This window comes from Serratia sp. PF-27 (assembly GCF_030053255.1).
In the GTDB taxonomy this organism is placed as follows: domain Bacteria; phylum Pseudomonadota; class Gammaproteobacteria; order Enterobacterales; family Enterobacteriaceae; genus Serratia; species Serratia bockelmannii.
In genome coordinates this window covers 271,751-288,673 of record NZ_JASGBT010000021.1, presented here as the reverse complement: position 1 = coordinate 288,673, position 16,923 = coordinate 271,751, and the positions used below count along the sequence as shown (strand labels likewise).

The 16,923-nt window shown below is 59.6% G+C and carries 15 protein-coding genes and 3 tRNA genes; 16 read left to right on the top strand and 2 right to left on the bottom strand.

Annotated features, from left to right (window positions below):
• Positions 1–106 precede the first annotated feature (106 nt).
• The 3 genes from QMZ29_RS16470 (at position 107) to QMZ29_RS16460 (ending at position 378) form a co-directional block, all read left to right on the top strand.
• Positions 107–181 (top strand) — tRNA-Gln (locus QMZ29_RS16470).
• A gap of 41 nt (positions 182–222) precedes the next feature.
• Positions 223–299 (top strand) — tRNA-Met (locus tag QMZ29_RS16465).
• Between the two features lie 4 nt (positions 300–303).
• A tRNA-Gln gene (locus QMZ29_RS16460) sits at positions 304–378 on the top strand.
• A gap of 87 nt (positions 379–465) precedes the next feature.
• Here the strand turns inward: QMZ29_RS16460 and ubiF are convergent.
• Positions 466–1,647 (bottom strand): 3-demethoxyubiquinol 3-hydroxylase, encoded by a 1,182-nt coding sequence (gene ubiF / locus QMZ29_RS16455; RefSeq protein ID WP_060432591.1) that lies wholly within the window; start codon positions 1,645–1,647, stop codon positions 466–468.
• Positions 1,648–1,844: 197 nt separating this feature from the next.
• Between ubiF and miaB the strand changes: the two genes are divergently transcribed.
• From miaB to QMZ29_RS16395, 12 genes are all read left to right on the top strand, one after another.
• Entirely contained in the window at positions 1,845–3,269 is a 1,425-nt protein-coding gene (gene miaB / locus QMZ29_RS16450; RefSeq protein ID WP_025301853.1) for a tRNA (N6-isopentenyl adenosine(37)-C2)-methylthiotransferase MiaB, read from the top strand.
• A gap of 119 nt (positions 3,270–3,388) precedes the next feature.
• The gene (locus QMZ29_RS16445) at positions 3,389–3,724 is read left to right on the top strand and encodes a zinc ribbon domain-containing protein YjdM (protein WP_004939967.1); all 336 of its coding nucleotides are present in this window, start codon (positions 3,389–3,391) and stop codon (positions 3,722–3,724) included.
• A gap of 234 nt (positions 3,725–3,958) precedes the next feature.
• Positions 3,959–5,014 (top strand): PhoH family protein, encoded by a 1,056-nt coding sequence (locus QMZ29_RS16440; protein ID WP_025301852.1) that lies wholly within the window; start codon positions 3,959–3,961, stop codon positions 5,012–5,014.
• Complete coding sequence (gene ybeY, locus QMZ29_RS16435; protein WP_261425448.1) at positions 5,011–5,484, top strand: rRNA maturation RNase YbeY; 474 nt, start codon at positions 5,011–5,013, stop codon at positions 5,482–5,484. Before QMZ29_RS16440 ends, ybeY begins: the two co-directional genes overlap by 4 nt.
• An 85-nt stretch (positions 5,485–5,569) precedes the next feature.
• A complete protein-coding gene (gene corC / locus QMZ29_RS16430; protein ID WP_261425622.1) occupies positions 5,570–6,448 on the top strand; it encodes a CNNM family magnesium/cobalt transport protein CorC in 879 nt (292 codons plus the stop codon).
• A gap of 7 nt (positions 6,449–6,455) precedes the next feature.
• Positions 6,456–7,985: an apolipoprotein N-acyltransferase gene (gene lnt, locus QMZ29_RS16425; protein WP_049295164.1), complete on the top strand. Its 1,530-nt coding sequence runs from the start codon at positions 6,456–6,458 to the stop codon at positions 7,983–7,985.
• Between the two features lie 392 nt (positions 7,986–8,377).
• Positions 8,378–9,274, top strand: coding sequence for an amino acid ABC transporter substrate-binding protein (locus tag QMZ29_RS16420; RefSeq protein WP_025301849.1), 897 nt, complete (start codon positions 8,378–8,380; stop codon positions 9,272–9,274).
• A 213-nt stretch (positions 9,275–9,487) separates the two neighbouring features.
• Positions 9,488–10,228 (top strand): amino acid ABC transporter permease, encoded by a 741-nt coding sequence (locus tag QMZ29_RS16415; RefSeq protein ID WP_019454074.1) that lies wholly within the window; start codon positions 9,488–9,490, stop codon positions 10,226–10,228.
• Positions 10,228–10,902, top strand: coding sequence for a glutamate/aspartate ABC transporter permease GltK (gltK, locus tag QMZ29_RS16410; RefSeq protein ID WP_025301848.1), 675 nt, complete (start codon positions 10,228–10,230; stop codon positions 10,900–10,902). The genes QMZ29_RS16415 and gltK overlap by 1 nt, the downstream gene beginning before the upstream one ends.
• Positions 10,902–11,627, top strand: coding sequence for an amino acid ABC transporter ATP-binding protein (locus QMZ29_RS16405; protein WP_219229678.1), 726 nt, complete (start codon positions 10,902–10,904; stop codon positions 11,625–11,627). The genes gltK and QMZ29_RS16405 overlap by 1 nt, the downstream gene beginning before the upstream one ends.
• 115 nt (positions 11,628–11,742) lie before the next feature.
• Complete coding sequence (rihA, locus tag QMZ29_RS16400) at positions 11,743–12,675, top strand: pyrimidine-specific ribonucleoside hydrolase RihA (RefSeq protein WP_043135761.1); 933 nt, start codon at positions 11,743–11,745, stop codon at positions 12,673–12,675.
• A gap of 148 nt (positions 12,676–12,823) precedes the next feature.
• Entirely contained in the window at positions 12,824–13,528 is a 705-nt protein-coding gene (locus tag QMZ29_RS16395) for an FMN-dependent NADH-azoreductase (RefSeq protein WP_089180619.1), read from the top strand.
• Positions 13,529–13,568: 40 nt separating this feature from the next.
• On the opposite strand, the gene QMZ29_RS16390 is transcribed toward QMZ29_RS16395, so the two are convergent.
• Positions 13,569–14,051 carry a zinc ribbon-containing protein gene (locus QMZ29_RS16390; protein ID WP_025301844.1) on the bottom strand — a complete coding sequence of 161 codons (483 nt, stop codon included), beginning with the start codon at positions 14,049–14,051 and terminating at the stop codon, positions 13,569–13,571.
• A gap of 285 nt (positions 14,052–14,336) precedes the next feature.
• On the opposite strand from QMZ29_RS16390, the gene leuS reads away from it, so the two are divergent.
• Positions 14,337–16,919 carry a leucine--tRNA ligase gene (leuS, locus tag QMZ29_RS16385; RefSeq protein ID WP_261425453.1) on the top strand — a complete coding sequence of 861 codons (2,583 nt, stop codon included), beginning with the start codon at positions 14,337–14,339 and terminating at the stop codon, positions 16,917–16,919.
• Positions 16,920–16,923: the final 4 nt, after the last annotated feature.

Genomic DNA, 16,923 nt, shown 5'->3' with positions numbered 1-16,923 from the left:
AGCGGTAAGGCACCGGTTTTTGATACCGGCATTCCCTGGTTCGAATCCAGGTACCCCAGCCATATTTTTTCGGGAATAGGGTTTCAACATAAGATTTGTTTGCAGGTGGGGTATCGCCAAGCGGTAAGGCACCGGTTTTTGATACCGGCATTCCCTGGTTCGAATCCAGGTACCCCAGCCATAACAAACTGCTTGCAAATCAAAGAAGTAAAAAGTAACATCGGCTACGTAGCTCAGCTGGTTAGAGCACATCACTCATAATGATGGGGTCACAGGTTCAAATCCCGTCGTAGCCACCATAATTGGGGTGTCGCCAAGCGGTAAGGCTCTGGTTTCTGATACCAGCATACCCAGGTTCGAATCCTGGCACCCCAGCCATATTTAGAAAAGCCCGCTTCGGCGGGCTTTTTGCTGTCTGGCGTTCGGCCAATCCTAACGGGCCCAGCCACCGCTGAGCCCTGTCGGTTACAATCCCAAGGCGTACTTCAACGCATGCTCTTTCAGCTTGCCCGCCCGCTGCGCGGCCATCAGCGCCAGATTGCGCGCGACGTTCAGCGGCGCCAGGTTATTGCTGAAGGCGGTATAAAACAGATCCATGCCGCTCTGCATCAGCAGATTGTCGGTGCGACGGCGACGCTGATAACGCAACAGTACCGCCTCGCCGCTCCAGTCTTCTCCCTGATCCCGCGCCTCGCTCAACACATTCAACAAGGCATCCACATCGCGATACCCCAGATTGACGCCCTGCCCGGCCAGCGGGTTGATGGTATGCGCCGCATCGCCCACCAGCGCCAGCCCCGGCAGCACGTAGCGCTGCGCATGACGCCGCGTCAGCGGGAACGATCCGGCAGCGTGCACCTTGACCGGGCCCAGTCGCGTCGGAAAAGCGGTAGCGATTTCGCGCTCCAGCTGCGCCGGCGGCATCGCCTGCAGTTGGCGAATGCGCTGCGGGCTGTCATACCACACCAGCGACGCCCAGCTGTCGTACAGCGGCAGGAAGGCGCGGGGCCCGGACGGGAAGAAGCGCTGCCAGGTCACATCCTGCTGCGGCGCGCCGGTATCGACGGTGATCAACATGCACGCCTGACGATATTGCCAGCCGTTGGTGCCGATCGCCGCCAGCTTGCGCACCTGCGAGTTGGCCCCGTCGGCACCGACAACCAGCCGCGCTTGCAGCGTCTCGCCGCTGTCCAGCGTCAGCTGCCAGGCATTGTCCGCCCGCTGCAGCGATTGCAGCCTGGCGGGGCACAGCAGCGTCAGGTTGGCGCACTGCGCGAACTGTTGCCACAGCCCCAGCTGCAGAATGCGGTTTTCCACCATAAAGCCCAGCTCGGGCAGCCCCAGGGACACCGCGTCGAACGCCACGCGCGACGACGCCCACTCCCAGGTCTCCAGCCGGCGATACGGCGCCGTACGCATCGCCGTCACGGCCTGCCAGGTGCCGAGCTGTTTCAGCAGCCCCACCGAGGTGCAGCCGATCGCGGAAATGCGCAGGTCCGGCGGGCTTTGCGCCTCGAACGCCTGCGGCGCCTGATGTTCCAGCAACGCCACCGACCAGCCCGCCTGCGCCAGCCCCAGGGCCGCCGCCGCGCCGACCATGCCGCCACCCACCACCACCGCGTCATACCGATTTTGAGATGTCTTCATATTGGCTATGTTTTCTATGTGAATGCTCGCCATCCCACCCGACATGGCGTTTTGCGCAGTGTACCGGATTTTCGCTTCGGCTTCAGGTTGCGTGCCATTTTCCCCCGCGCTGGTCACAACGGCGGCAAATGATTACAATACGCGCCCTGCATGTCGCGTAACGCAACTTTCGCTCCGCACTGAGTAATGGCAAGTCAATGACGAAAAAACTACATATCAAAACCTGGGGCTGCCAGATGAATGAGTACGATTCATCGAAAATGGCCGACCTGTTGAACAGCACGCACGGCTTCGAGTGGACCGACAACGCCGAGGAAGCGGACGTGCTGTTGCTGAACACCTGCTCGATCCGTGAAAAAGCGCAGGAGAAAGTTTTCGCCATGCTGGGGCGCTGGCGCTTGCTGAAAGAGAAGAACCCGTCTGTCATCATCGGCGTCGGCGGTTGCGTGGCCTCGCAAGAAGGCGAACTGATCCGCAGCCGCGCGCCTTGCGTCGACGTGGTATTCGGCCCGCAGACCCTGCACCGCCTGCCGGAAATGATCAATCACGTTCAGGGCACCCGCAGCCCGGTGGTCGATATCAGCTTCCCGGAGATCGAAAAATTCGACCGCCTGCCGGAGCCGCGCGCCGAAGGCCCGACCGCCTTCGTGTCGATCATGGAAGGCTGCAACAAATACTGCACTTTCTGCGTGGTGCCTTACACCCGCGGCGAGGAAGTGAGCCGCCCGAGCGACGACGTGCTGTTCGAAATCGCCCAGCTGGCGGCGCAGGGCGTGCGCGAGGTCAACCTGCTCGGCCAAAACGTCAACGCTTACCGCGGCGCGACGCATGACGGCGATATCTGCTCATTCGCCGAACTGCTGCGCCTGGTGGCGGCCATCGACGGCATCGATCGCATTCGCTTCACCACCAGCCACCCGATCGAGTTCACCGACGACATTATCGCGGTGTACGAAGACACGCCGGAGCTGGTCAGCTTCCTGCATCTGCCGGTGCAGAGCGGTTCGGACCGCATCCTGACCATGATGAAACGCGCGCACACCGCGCTGGAGTATAAGGCGATTATCCGCAAGCTGCGCAAGGCGCGGCCGGCCATCCAGCTCAGCTCCGATTTCATCGTCGGTTTCCCGGGCGAAAGCCAGGCCGACTTCGAACAGACCATGAACCTGATCGCCGACGTCAACTTCGACGTCAGCTTCAGCTTCATCTATTCGTCGCGCCCCGGTACGCCGGCGGCGGACATGGTCGACGACGTCAGCGAAGAAGAGAAAAAGCAGCGGCTGTACATTCTGCAGGATCGCATCAACCAGCAGGCGCTGCAGTTCAGCCGTCGCATGCTCGGCACCGTCCAGCGCATTCTGGTGGAGGGCACCTCGCGTAAAAGCGTGATGGAGCTGGCCGGGCGCACGGAGTGCAACCGTGTGGTAAACTTCGAAGGCACGCCCGACATGATCGGCCAATTTGTCGACGTGGAAATTACCGAGGTGCTGACCAACACCCTGCGTGGCGCAGTGGTGCGCACCGAACAGCAGATGGATCTGCGCGTACATGAATCCCCGCAGTCGGTGATCGCCCGTACCCGCAAAGAAAACGCGCTGGGCGTCGGCATTTACCAGCCCTGACGCCGCGGCGGCCGCCTTATCGCCGCCCGTTCGCGCTACTCCTTACCGTTTCTCCGCCGGGCGTCCGCGCCCGGTGATGTTCTTTTTTTATTTTTTTATTGTTGAAGAGGCGACATAACATGCAACTCCCACACTGCCCGAAGTGCAACTCCGAATACACCTACCAGGACAATGCCCTGTTCATCTGCCCTGAGTGCGCCCACGAGTGGAGCGACAGCGCCCCGGCGGAAGATCAGGACGCGCTGATCGTCAAAGACGCCAACGGCAACCTGCTGGCGGACGGCGACGCGGTCACCGTGATCAAGGATCTGAAGGTCAAAGGCAGCTCCTCGATGCTGAAGATTGGCACCAAGGTGAAAAACATTCGCCTGGTGGAAGGCGATCACAACATCGACTGCAAAATCGACGGTTTCGGCCCGATGAAGCTGAAATCCGAGTTCGTGAAAAAGAACTGATTCCCAGCGGCCTTGTTCTGTGATGACGCGGCGGGCTTTGCGCCCCGCCGCGTTTTTTCCTTATCTTCCCTTGAATTCCGCCGACGGCGCACAGATAGATCAGCGGTAAACTTGCGCCGTTGCGGCGCACCATGAATAATTCAAGAAAGAGAGTATTCAGGCTCGCCCTGAACGCGCGCGTCCCGGACGCGCTATGTGACATCAACCAGGCCCGATGTGACCTAGAGGAATAGTTTGAACGTCGCAACACAAGAAATTTTGTTAGAGCCCGCAGACAATAAGCGTTTGCTCAGCCTGTGCGGCCCGTTTGATGACAACATCAAGCAACTCGAGCGCCGATTGGGCATCGAAATCAATCGCCGCGACAACCGTTTCAAGCTGGTTGGCAAAAACCTGTGCGTGGTTGCCGCCGCCGATATCCTGCGCCATCTGTACGTGGATACCGCGCCGATTCGCGGCGTGATCCCGGATATCGATCCGGAGCAAATCCATCTGGCGATCAAAGAGAGTCGGGTGCTGGAACAGGTGGCGGACAGCGTGCCGGATTACGGCAAGGCGGTCACCATCAAAACCAAGCGCGGTATGGTGAAACCGCGCACGCCTAACCAGGCGCAGTACATCGCCAATATTCTCGATCACGACATCACCTTCGGCATCGGCCCGGCGGGCACCGGCAAAACCTACCTGGCGGTCGCCGCTGCGGTGGATGCGCTGGAACGCCAGGAAATTCGCCGCATACTGCTGACCCGCCCTGCGGTCGAAGCCGGCGAAAAGCTGGGCTTCCTGCCCGGCGATCTGAGCCAGAAGGTCGATCCTTATCTGCGCCCGTTGTACGACGCCCTGTTCGAAATGCTGGGCTTCGAGCGCGTGGAGAAGCTCATCGAACGCAATGTGATCGAAGTCGCGCCGCTGGCCTATATGCGCGGCCGCACGCTGAACGACGCCTTTATCATCCTGGATGAGAGCCAGAACACCACCATCGAGCAGATGAAGATGTTCCTGACACGCATCGGCTTCAACTCGAAGGCGGTCATCACCGGCGACGTCACCCAGATCGACCTGCCGCGCAACCAGAAATCCGGCCTGCGCCATGCGGTGGAAGTGCTGTCGGACGTGGAGGAGCTGAGCTTCAACTTCTTCCACAGCGAAGACGTGGTGCGCCACCCGGTGGTGGCCCGCGTGGTCATCGCCTATGAGGCCTGGGAAGCCGCCGAACAGAAACGCAAAGACGCGATTGCCGAGCAACGTAAGCGCGAGGCGCTCGCCGCCTCCGAGCAGGAGACACCATGAGTCAGGTGATTTTGGATCTGCAGATTGCCTGTGAAAGCAGCGACGGCCTGCCGGATGAGGCCATCTTCCAGCGCTGGCTGGAAGGCGTGCTGCCGCAATTTCAGGAAGAGGCCGAGGTCACCGTGCGTCTGGTGGACGAAGCGGAAAGCCACGAGCTGAACCTGACCTACCGCGGCAAAGACAAGCCGACCAACGTGCTCTCTTTCCCGTTCGAAGCCCCGCCGGGCATCGAGCTGCCGCTGCTCGGCGATCTGATCATCTGCCGCCAGGTGGTTGAGCAGGAAGCGATTGAGCAAGGCAAAACGCTGGAGGCCCACTGGGCGCATATGGTTGTCCACGGCAGTCTTCATCTGCTAGGGTATGACCACATCGAAGACGATGAAGCCGAAGAAATGGAGTCTTTGGAAACCGAAATCATGCACGGACTGGGTTATCCTGATCCGTACCTGGCGGAAAAAGACCCCGTCTGACGTCAGCCGTTTACCCCACAGCCCCCATGCGGGGCTGTCGCTGACGCCCCTTAACTCTGACATGAGTGACAGTAACGAAAACGCCATGAGCGACGACCATTCACAAAGCAATGACACCCCCAGTCCCAAGAAGGGGTTCTTTACTCTTATCCTTAACCAGCTGTTCCACGGCGAGCCCAAAAACCGTGGCGATCTGGTCGAGCTGATCCGTGATTCCGAACAAAACGACCTGATCGATCCCGATACCCGCGACATGCTGGAAGGCGTGATGGATATCGCCGAACAGCGCGTGCGCGACATCATGATCCCCCGCTCCCAGATGGTGACGCTCAAGCGCAACCAGACGCTGGAAGAGTGCCTGGACGTGATTATCGACTCCGCCCACTCGCGCTTCCCGGTGATCAGCGAAGATAAAGATCACATCGAAGGCATCCTGATGGCCAAGGATCTGCTGCCGTTCATGCGCGCAGATTCCGAGCCGTTCAGCATCGACAAAGTGCTGCGTACCGCGGTGGTGGTGCCGGAAAGCAAGCGCGTCGACCGGATGCTGAAAGAGTTTCGTTCCCAGCGCTATCACATGGCGATTGTCATTGACGAATTCGGCGGCGTGTCCGGCCTGGTCACCATCGAAGATATCCTGGAGCTGATCGTCGGCGAGATCGAAGACGAATACGACGACGAAGACGATCTGGATATCCGCCAGCTCAGCCGCCACATGTACACCGTGCGCGCGCTGGCGCCGATCGAAGACTTCAACGACGCCTTCGGCACCCATTTCAGCGACGACGAGGTCGATACCATCGGCGGTCTGGTGATGCAGGCCTTCGGCCACCTGCCGGCGCGCGGGGAAACCATTGAAATCGAAGGTTACCTATTTAAAGTTGCCATGGCAGACAGTCGACGTATCATCCAGGTTCATGTAAAAATTCCGGACGACTCTCCACCACCGAAACTGGAAGATTAAATCCAACATGGCTAAAGCCTCATTACTTGAACGCCAGTGGGTTCGCGCCCTGCTGGCGCTGTTGTCAGGTGCCGGCGGGACGCTGGCGTTCTCGCCCTACGATTTCTGGCCCGCGGCCATCGTTTCCCTGTTCGGCCTGCTGGCTGTTACCCTCAATCGCACCACCAAACAGTCTGCCCTGCTCGGCTTTGTCTGGGGCTTCGGGTTGTTCGGCAGCGGGATCAACTGGGTGTATGTCAGCATCGCCGATTTCGGCGGCATGCCCTTCGCCGTCAACATCTTCCTGGTGGCGCTGCTCGCCGCTTACCTGTCGCTGTATACCGGGCTGTTCGCCGGGCTGCTGACGCGCCTGTGGCCGGCCACCCGCTGGTGGCGGCTGGCCATCGCCGCGCCGGTGCTGTGGCAGGTGACCGAATTCCTGCGCGGCTGGGTGCTGACCGGCTTCCCGTGGCTGCAGTTCGGCTATAGCCAGATCAACGGCCCGCTGAAGGGCATCGCGCCGCTGCTGGGCGTCGACGCCATCACCTTTGTGCTGATGGCCATCGCCGGCCTGCTGGTGTACGCCGTCAATCAGCGCCGTCTCTCGGCAGCCGTGATTGCCGCCGCGCTGCTGCTGTTGCCGTGGCCGCTGCGCCAGCTGCAGTGGTTTACCCCGCAGCCGGAGAAAGCGGTGAACGTCGCCATGGTGCAAGGCAACATCGCTCAATCGATGAAATGGGATCCGAAAGCGCTGGTCAGCACGCTGCAAACCTATCTGGACGAAACCCGTCCCTACATGGGCAAGGCGCCGATCGTCATCTGGCCGGAATCCGCCATTCCGGATTATGAAGCCAATCAGAACGGCTTCCTGACGATGATGGACGACCTGATGCGGGCGAAGAACAGCAGCCTGATCACCGGCATCGTCGACGTGCGTGCCACGCCGCAGGGCCAGCAAATCTACAACAGTGCCATCGTGCTCGGTGAACCGACGCCGTACAGTTACCCGGCCAACGATCGCTACAACAAGCACCACCTGGTACCGTTCGGCGAGTTCGTGCCGCTCGAGACGCTGCTGCGGCCCCTGGCGCCGTTCTTCGACCTGCCGATGTCCTCCTTCAGCCGCGGCGATTACGTACAACCGCAGCTCAGCGTACGCGGCTACAACCTGACGGCGGCCATCTGCTACGAAATCGTGTTGGGCCAGCAGGTGCGCGATAACTTCCGCCCGGACACCAACTTCCTGCTGACCATCTCCAACGATGCCTGGTTCGGCCACTCCATCGGCCCGTGGCAGCACTTCCAGATGGCACGCATGCGGGCGCTGGAGCTCGGCCGACCGCTGCTGCGCAGCACCAATAACGGCGTCACCGCCGCGGTGGACGCGAATGGCGAGGTGATCGCCGAGATCCCGCAGTTCACCCGTCAGGTACTCGAAGTGAAAGTCACGCCGACCACCGGCCTCACGCCTTATGCGCGCTTCGGCGCCACGCCGCTGTGGGTGATGACCCTGTTGCTGGGCGGCTGGGCGCTGATGTTGGGCCTGCGCCGCAAATAGCCCTCTTCGTCGGGGCGCACCCGCTGCGCCCCGCTTTCCCGTCAAATCTTCCCTCAGTCAGAAAACGCCGTTAAATCAACGCGGCTGGCACACTCCTTGCTTTTATCTATGGCGACATCGCGCGCCGGTTTACTTTTGCTGACGTTTTGTCGCACCTGCGCACATTTTGGGTGCATTGAACGCACCGCACGGGTGCGCCGGCGTTTTGTTGCATTGATTTGGTGCGCGCGGCGTCTCAAAAAATGAAACATTTTAGTTTCAAGGTGTTCACAATCGGTTATTTTTTAACAGCGTTCAGTTCATAAGACTATCTTTATAACTTGAGCAATAAACAGTCGATTTAACCTGACGCTCTTTAGTCAGAGCCACAACAACAGTAAAGGAGTTGGACCATGCAAATGCGTAAATTGGCGTTATCGTTACTGCTGCTCGGTGCGGCAGGTAGCGTGGCGCACGCGGAAGACCTGACCGGTACGCTGAAGAAAATCAAAGACAATGGCGTGATCGTTGTCGGCCACCGCGAATCGTCAGTGCCGTTCTCCTACTACGACAACCAACAAAAAGTTGTGGGCTACTCTCAGGACTACTCCAACCAAATCGTTGAAGCCGTTAAGAAAAAGCTGAATGCACCGAATCTGCAGGTGAAAATGCTGCCGATTACCTCGCAGAACCGCATCCCGCTGCTGCAAAACGGCACCTATGATTTCGAGTGCGGCTCCACCACCAATAACCTCGAGCGCCAGAAACAGGCCGCCTTCTCCGACACCATTTTCGTGGTCGGCACCCGCTTGCTGGTGAAAAAAGGCTCCGACATCAAAGACTTTAAAGACCTGGCCGGCAAACCGGTGGTGGTCACCTCCGGCACCACCTCCGAAGTGCTGCTGAACAAGCTGAACGACAGCGGCAAGATGAACATGCGCATCATCAGCGCCAAAGACCACGGCGACTCCTTCCGCACTCTGGAAAGCGGCCGCGCGGTGGCCTTCATGATGGACGACGCCCTGCTGGCGGGCGAGCGCGCCAAGGCCAAGAAGCCGGATCAGTGGGAAATCATCGGCACACCGCAGTCGAAAGAAGCCTACGGCTGCATGCTGCGTAAAGACGATCCTGCGTTCAAGAAACTGGTCGATGACACCATCGCCCAGGCGCAAACCTCCGGCGAAGCGGCCAAGTGGTTTGATAAATGGTTCAAGCAGCCGATTCCACCGAAAAACCTCAACATGAACTTCGAACTGTCGGACGACATGAAGCAGCTGTTCAAAGAACCTAACGACAAGGCATTGAACTAAATAGAATGACAGCCGGGGCGGCCGCCAGGCCAAACCGGCCCAGTTGATGACTGGGACAGACAGGTATGAGGGGGGCCGTTCCCCTCCCTCATTTTCCCCAAGGCGCATCACCGACATCCGCACACAATAAGCCAGCCAGACTGGCCGCGCGGCGATCGGCGCTCATCAAGTCATCAATCTTCGGCGCTCTGCGCCCGTTTACCGGAGTTTGTTATGTCAATAGATTGGAACTGGGGTATCTTCCTGCAGCAGGCCCCGTTTGGGAACACCACTTACCTCGGCTGGATCTGGTCCGGCTTTCAGGTCACGGTGGCCCTCTCCGTCTGTGCATGGATTATCGCTTTCTTCGTCGGTTCGCTGTTCGGTATCTTGCGTACCGTACCCAACCGCTTTCTTTCCGCCCTCGGCACCTGTTACGTCGAACTGTTCCGCAACGTGCCGCTGATCGTGCAATTCTTTACCTGGTATCTGGTGATCCCCGAGCTGCTGCCGGCCAATATCGGCACCTGGTTTAAAAGCGAGCTGGATCCCAACGTGCAGTTCTTCGTCTCTTCCATGCTTTGCCTGGGGTTGTTTACCGCCGCCCGCGTTTGCGAACAGGTGCGCGCCGCCATCCAGTCCCTGCCGCGCGGCCAGAAAGCGGCCGGGCTGGCGATGGGCCTGACGCTGCCGCAAACCTACCGCTACGTGTTGCTGCCGAACGCCTACCGGGTGATCGTGCCGCCCATGACCTCGGAGATGCTCAACCTGGTCAAAAACTCCGCCATCGCCTCTACCATCGGGCTGGTGGACATGGCCGCGCAGGCCGGCAAGCTGTTGGATTACTCCGCACACGCCTATGAATCCTTTACCGCCATCACGCTGGCTTATATCGGCATCAACGCCGTTATCATGCTGTTTATGCGTCTGGTCGAAAAGAAAGTGCAGTTGCCTGGCAACCTGGGGAGTAAATAATGTACGAATTTGACTGGGCGTCGATCGTCCCAAGCTTCCCGTTTCTGCTGCAGGGCATGGTAATCACGCTGAAGATCACCGTGACCGCCATCGTGGTCGGCATTCTGTGGGGTACCGTGCTGGCGGTGATGCGCCTGTCGCCGTTCAAACCGATCAGCTGGTTCGCCACCCTGTACGTCAACCTGTTCCGCTCGGTGCCGCTGGTGATGGTGCTGCTGTGGTTCTACCTGGTGGTTCCAAGCTTATTACAACAGGTTCTAGGCTTATCGCCGAAAACCGATATTCGCCTGATCTCGGCTATGGTAGCCTTTTCCCTGTTTGAAGCGGCCTATTACTCGGAAATCATCCGCGCCGGCATCATCAGCATCTCGCGCGGCCAATCCTCCGCCGCGCTGGCGCTGGGCATGACCCATTGGCAATCCATGCGGCTGGTGATCCTGCCGCAGGCGTTCCGTGCCATGGTGCCGCTGCTGCTGACTCAGGGTATCGTCCTGTTCCAGGATACCTCGCTGGTTTACGTACTGAGCCTGGCCGACTTCTTCCGCACCGCGTCGACCATCGGCGAACGCGACGGCACCCAGGTTGAAATGATCCTGTTCGCCGGCTTTGTCTATTTTGTTATCAGTCTCGCCGCCTCGGCGCTGGTAAGCTATTTGAAGAAAAGGACTGTTTGATGATATCCCTGAAAAATGTTTCTAAGTGGTACGGTCACTTTCAGGTGTTGACCGATTGCACCACCGAAGTGAAAAAAGGCGAAGTGGTCGTCGTCTGCGGTCCTTCAGGTTCCGGCAAGTCCACCCTGATCAAAACCGTCAACGGCCTCGAGCCGATCCAGCAGGGCGATATCCTGGTGAACGGCACGCCGGTCAACGACAAGAAAACCAACCTGGCGCAGCTGCGTGCCAAGGTTGGCATGGTGTTCCAACACTTTGAGCTGTTCCCGCACCTGTCTATCATCGACAACCTGACGCTGGCGCAGGTGAAAGTGCTCAAGCGCGACAAGTCCGCTTCACGCGAGAAGGGCCTGAAGCTGCTGGAGCGCGTCGGCCTCTCCGCCCATGCCAACAAGTTCCCCGGTCAGCTGTCCGGCGGCCAGCAGCAGCGCGTCGCCATCGCCCGCGCGCTGTGCATGGATCCTATCGCCATGCTGTTCGATGAGCCGACCTCGGCGCTCGATCCGGAAATGATCAACGAAGTGCTGGACGTGATGGTCGAACTGGCGAACGAAGGCATGACCATGATGGTGGTAACCCACGAAATGGGCTTCGCCCGCAAGGTGGCGAATCGAGTGATCTTTATGGACGAAGGCAAAATCGTCGAAGACCGCAACAAAGACGATTTCTTCAACAACCCCGAGTCCGATCGCGCCAAGGATTTTCTGGCCAAGATCCTGCACTAAACGCTCTGCCTATGCGCCCCGCCAGGGGCGCATCTTTTCCCCCGGCACTAAAAGCGCTTGTTTCTCCCCGGTTTTGATCCGATGCTCGCTGGATAACAAACAGAGGAGAAAGAACATGCCCCGCCCTATTATCATCGATTGCGATCCCGGCCTCGACGACGCCATCGCGCTGGCTATGGCGCTGCGTTCGTCAGAACTGGACATCAAAGCCATCACCACCTCCGCCGGCAACCAGACGCCGGAGAAAACCCTGCATAACGCGCTGGGCCTGTTGACCCTGATGCAGCGCGAGGACATCCCGGTCGCCGCCGGCGCCAGCGGCCCGCTGATGCGCGAACTGGTGATCGCCGACTATGTCCACGGCAAAACCGGCATGGGCAACACCCACCTGCCGACGCCGACAATCAAACCCGATCCCCGCGGCGCCGTCGAGCTGATCGCCGACTTGCTGCGCGCCAGCCCGCAGCCGATAACCCTGGTGGTGACCGGCCCGATGACCAATATCGCCCTGCTGCTGGCCCAGCATGCCGAGCTGAAAAGCCATATCGAACGCATCGTATTCATGGGCGGCGGTATGAACGCCGGCAATACTACGCCTGTCGCGGAGTTCAACATCTTCGTCGATCCCGAAGCCGCCGAAATGGTGCTGAAATCCGGGGTGCCGCTGACCATGGCCGGGCTGAACGTCACCCATCAAGCGCTGGTGTTGCCGCAGGATATCGAGCGCATTCGCCAGATAGACAATCCGGTCGCGCAGGCGGTCGCGGAGATGCTCGATTTTTACCTGCCGCTGTACCTCAGCCATCCGCGCGGCCTGCCCGGCGCTGCGATGCACGATCCCTGCACCATCGCCTGGCTGCTGGCGCCGCAGCTGTTCACCGGCGTAGAACGCTGGGTCGGTGTGGAGACCAAAGGGGAATACACCGTCGGCATGACGGTGGTGGACTATTTCCAGCAAACCGGCAACGCGGCCAACGTGGAAGTGCTGACCAGCATCAACCGCGAGGGTTTTATCGATCTGCTGGCCGAGCGCCTGGCGCGTTATTGATCCCATCGGGGCGCGCTCGCGCCCCTCCTTCAACTTTTTTGATTTAACTCAGCGAATTTTTGCGCTATCACTGTTGATGGCTTGCCTCTACCATGCGTTTACACCGACTGACATCGTCACCGATTAAACTTCGCCTGGAGATAAGCCAATGAGCCGCGTACTGGTCCTGAAATCAAGTATTCTGGGTGAATATTCCCAGTCTGGAAAATTAGTCGATTTTTTTGTTGAACAATGGCGTGAAGCTCACCCAGAAGACACGTTCACCGTGCGCGACTTGGCTAACCCAACGCTGCCGGAGCTGGATGGCGAAGTGATGGCTGGCTTTACCGCCGGCGACAACCCGCTGACGCCGCATCAGCAGAGCACCCTGGCGCTTTCCGATGAGCTGATTGCCGAGCTGAAGTCGCACGACACGCTGATCATCAGCGCCCCGATGTACAACTTCAACATCCCGACGCAGCTGAAAATCTACTTCGATCTGATCGCCCGCGCCGGTCAGACGTTCCGCTACACCTCCGCCGGTGCCGAAGGGCTGGTGACAGGCAAGAAAGCGATCGTCATCTCCAGCCGCGGCGGCATCCACGCCGACACGCCGACGGATCTGATCACGCCGTACGTGAAGCTGTTCCTGGGCTTTATCGGCATCACCGACGTTGAATTCGTGCTGGCGGAGGGCTTCGCCTACGGCCCGGAAGCGGCGGAGAAAGCCGCCCAGGACAGCCGCATCGCGGTCGCGCAGAAAATCCCGGCCGGCGTCGCCGTACCGGCCAGCGCACCGGCGCAGGCGCAAGCCGCCCCGGCAGCCGTCAGCGGCGGTTTCCTGAGCAACTTGCTAAAGAAACTGTTCCGTTAAACGCCGGCCTTAGTGTTCCCCGCCCTGGCGGGGAACGTTATCAAGGCTCAAACGGCCGACGCTGGAACTGGTCGTGACCGCATTTCGGGCAAAGTGGCAGCACCTCCGGCGTGTAGAACGCCAGATGGTAGTGACACTGCTCGCACACCAGATTGCCCAACCCCACCACTTCACCGCTGTGGTAAACGCCGTGGTGGCTGACATCCTTGAACACCTCGCGCCACTCCAGCTGGGTTTTATCGGTGATATCCGCCAGTTCCTGCCACAGGCTCTCTTTGATCACCCGCATAAACACGCTGTCGGTAAACTCGTCCCGGCTTTCCTGATAGCTGCGAGCGAACTCTTCCAGATCGCGCCGCACCGCCTGCGTCACCTGCCGCACCTCGTCGCGGGTCAGATCTTCGGCCTCGTTCAACCGCCGCTCCGCGCTGGCCACCAGTTCGTCGATATCGCGTTCACCGTTTTTCAGGCGTTCGGTCAGTGATGCCACCAATTCGCGGTAATACTGAGCAACCTTGTTCATAGACTCTCCTCGATAAACGCTGCGCCGGGCTTGGCTGTAGGGATACCCCTAAGCTACTTGTTCTTATTTTAGCCGTAAATGACTGATGTCACTTGGCAAGACGCGGGATCCGCAGGTTGTGAGCCGCGTCATGGCGGCGTTTTTTTTAAATGCGCCGAGTCAGGCGCTTGGAGTTGTTGCCGAGAGGTCTTATCAGCTATGCTATGCGGATCTACGAATACTAAATGTTCATTGCGTTGCCTCTGACCGGGGCAACGGTTTACACCTACAGGACCACCGGCCGCCATGCAAGAGCAATACCGTCCAGAAGACATAGAATCGAACGTACAGCTTCACTGGCAAGAGAAGCAGACTTTCAAAGTTACCGAAGACGACAGCAAGGAAAAGTACTACTGCCTATCCATGCTGCCTTACCCGTCCGGCCGACTGCACATGGGCCACGTTCGTAACTACACTATCGGCGACGTGATCTCGCGCTATCAGCGCATGCTGGGTAAAAACGTACTGCAGCCGATCGGCTGGGATGCGTTCGGCCTGCCGGCGGAAGGTGCGGCGGTGAAAAACAACACCGCACCGGCCCCGTGGACCTACGACAACATCGAATACATGAAGAACCAGCTGAAACTGCTGGGCTTCGGATACGACTGGGATCGCGAAATCACTACCTGCCAGCCGGAATACTACCGCTGGGAACAGTGGTTCTTCACCAAGCTGTATGAAAAAGGCCTGGTCTACAAGAAGACCTCGGCGGTGAACTGGTGTCCGCACGATCTGACCGTGCTGGCCAACGAACAGGTTATCGACGGCTGCTGCTGGCGCTGCGACACCAAGGTCGAGCGTAAAGAGATCCCGCAGTGGTTCATCAAAATCACCGCTTACGCCGATCAGTTGCTGAACGATCTGGACACGCTGGAAAGCTGGCCGGAGCAGGTGAAAACCATGCAGCGCAACTGGATTGGCCGCTCCGAAGGCGTGGAAATCACCTTCGACGTGGCGGACAGCGAAGAGAAGCTGACGGTTTACACCACCCGTCCCGACACCTTCATGGGCGCCACCTACGTGGCGGTCGCCGCGGGCCACCCGCTGGCGCAACAGGGCGCGCGCAACAATCCGGCGCTGACCGACTTCATCGACGAATGCCGCAACACCAAAGTGGCCGAAGCCGAAATGGCGACGATGGAGAAGAAAGGCATGCCAACCGGCCTGTTCGTTGTCCACCCGCTGAGCGGCGAGAAGCTGCCGGTGTGGGTCGCCAACTTCGTGCTGATGGAATACGGCACCGGCGCCGTGATGGCGGTACCGGCGCACGACCAGCGCGACTGGGAATTCGCCACCAAATACGATTTGCCGATCAAACCGGTGATCCTGAACCTCGACGGCAGCCAACCTGACGTGAGCGCCGAAGCGATGACCGACAAAGGCGCGCTGTTCAACTCCGGCGAGTTTGACGGTCTGGACAACGAAGCCGGCTTTAACGCCATCGCCGACAAACTGGTCGCCAAGGGCGTGGGCCAGCGCAAGGTCAACTACCGTCTGCGCGACTGGGGCGTCTCCCGTCAGCGTTACTGGGGCGCGCCAATCCCGATGGTGACGCTGGAAGACGGCACCGTGATGCCGACGCCGGAAGATCAGCTGCCGGTGATCTTGCCGGAAGACGTGGTCATGGACGGCATCACCAGCCCGATCAAGGCCGACCCTGAGTGGGCGAAGACCACCGTTGACGGCCAGCCGGCGCTGCGTGAAACCGACACCTTCGACACCTTTATGGAGTCTTCCTGGTACTACGCGCGCTATACCTGCCCGCAGTACGACCAGGGCATGCTGGATCCGGCCGCCGCCAACTACTGGCTGCCGGTCGATCAATATATCGGCGGTATCGAACACGCCATCATGCACCTGATGTACTTCCGCTTCTTCCACAAGCTGATGCGCGATGCGGGCCTGGTGGATTCCGACGAGCCGGCCAAGCGCCTGCTGTGTCAGGGCATGGTGCTGGCCGACGCCTTCTACTACACCGGCAACAGCGGCGAGCGCGTCTGGGTATCTCCGGTTGACGCCACGGTCGAGCGCGACGACAAGGGCCGCATCATCAAGGCCACCGATCCGCAAGGCCGTGAACTGGTCTATGCTGGCATGAGCAAAATGTCGAAGTCGAAGAACAACGGCATCGACCCGCAGGAAATGGTGGAAAAATACGGCGCGGACACCGTGCGTCTGTTCATGATGTTCGCTTCACCGGCAGAAATGACGCTGGAGTGGCAGGAATCCGGCGTAGAAGGGGCTAACCGCTTCCTGAAACGCGTATGGAAACTGGCCTACGATCACGTGGCAAAAGGCGCGGTACAGCCGCTGGACGTGGCGGCGCTGAACGAAGATCAGAAAGCGCTGCGCCGCGATCTGCACAAAACCATCGCCAAGGTGACCGACGATATCGGCCGCCGTCAGACCTTCAACACCGCGATCGCCGCCGTGATGGAGCTGATGAACAAGCTGGCCCGCGCGCCGCAGGAGAGCGAGCAGGATCGCGCGCTGCTGCAGGAAGCGCTGCTGGCCGTGGTTCGCATGCTGTATCCGTTCACCCCGCACGTGTGCTTCACCCTGTGGCAGTCGCTGGGCGGCGAAGGCGACGTGGACACCGCGCCATGGCCGGTTGCCGACGAACAGGCGATGGTCGAGGACTCCAAGCTGGTGGTGGTGCAGGTGAACGGCAAGGTTCGCGCTAAAATCACCGTATCTGCCGATGCGACCGAAGAGCAAGTGCGCGCGCGCGCTGCCGAAGAGCATCTGGTGGCTAAATATCTGGACGGCGTCACGATTCGCAAAGTGATCTACGTTCCGGGCAAACTGCTTAACCTGGTTGTGGGTTAACACA

What these genes read in the sequence shown, in the direction of transcription:
- ubiF (WP_060432591.1), bottom strand. Translation starts at nt 1,647, where the DNA reads ATGAAGACATCTCAAAATCGGTATGACGCGGTGGTGGTGGGTGGCGGC.
- miaB (WP_025301853.1), top strand. Translation starts at nt 1,845, where the DNA reads ATGACGAAAAAACTACATATCAAAACCTGGGGCTGCCAGATGAATGAG.
- QMZ29_RS16445 (WP_004939967.1), top strand. Translation starts at nt 3,389, where the DNA reads ATGCAACTCCCACACTGCCCGAAGTGCAACTCCGAATACACCTACCAG.
- ybeY (WP_261425448.1), top strand. Translation starts at nt 5,011, where the DNA reads ATGAGTCAGGTGATTTTGGATCTGCAGATTGCCTGTGAAAGCAGCGAC.
- corC (WP_261425622.1), top strand. Translation starts at nt 5,570, where the DNA reads ATGAGCGACGACCATTCACAAAGCAATGACACCCCCAGTCCCAAGAAG.
- lnt (WP_049295164.1), top strand. Translation starts at nt 6,456, where the DNA reads ATGGCTAAAGCCTCATTACTTGAACGCCAGTGGGTTCGCGCCCTGCTG.
- QMZ29_RS16420 (WP_025301849.1), top strand. Translation starts at nt 8,378, where the DNA reads ATGCAAATGCGTAAATTGGCGTTATCGTTACTGCTGCTCGGTGCGGCA.
- QMZ29_RS16415 (WP_019454074.1), top strand. Translation starts at nt 9,488, where the DNA reads ATGTCAATAGATTGGAACTGGGGTATCTTCCTGCAGCAGGCCCCGTTT.
- gltK (WP_025301848.1), top strand. Translation starts at nt 10,228, where the DNA reads ATGTACGAATTTGACTGGGCGTCGATCGTCCCAAGCTTCCCGTTTCTG.
- QMZ29_RS16405 (WP_219229678.1), top strand. Translation starts at nt 10,902, where the DNA reads ATGATATCCCTGAAAAATGTTTCTAAGTGGTACGGTCACTTTCAGGTG.
- rihA (WP_043135761.1), top strand. Translation starts at nt 11,743, where the DNA reads ATGCCCCGCCCTATTATCATCGATTGCGATCCCGGCCTCGACGACGCC.
- QMZ29_RS16395 (WP_089180619.1), top strand. Translation starts at nt 12,824, where the DNA reads ATGAGCCGCGTACTGGTCCTGAAATCAAGTATTCTGGGTGAATATTCC.
- QMZ29_RS16390 (WP_025301844.1), bottom strand. Translation starts at nt 14,051, where the DNA reads ATGAACAAGGTTGCTCAGTATTACCGCGAATTGGTGGCATCACTGACC.
- leuS (WP_261425453.1), top strand. Translation starts at nt 14,337, where the DNA reads ATGCAAGAGCAATACCGTCCAGAAGACATAGAATCGAACGTACAGCTT.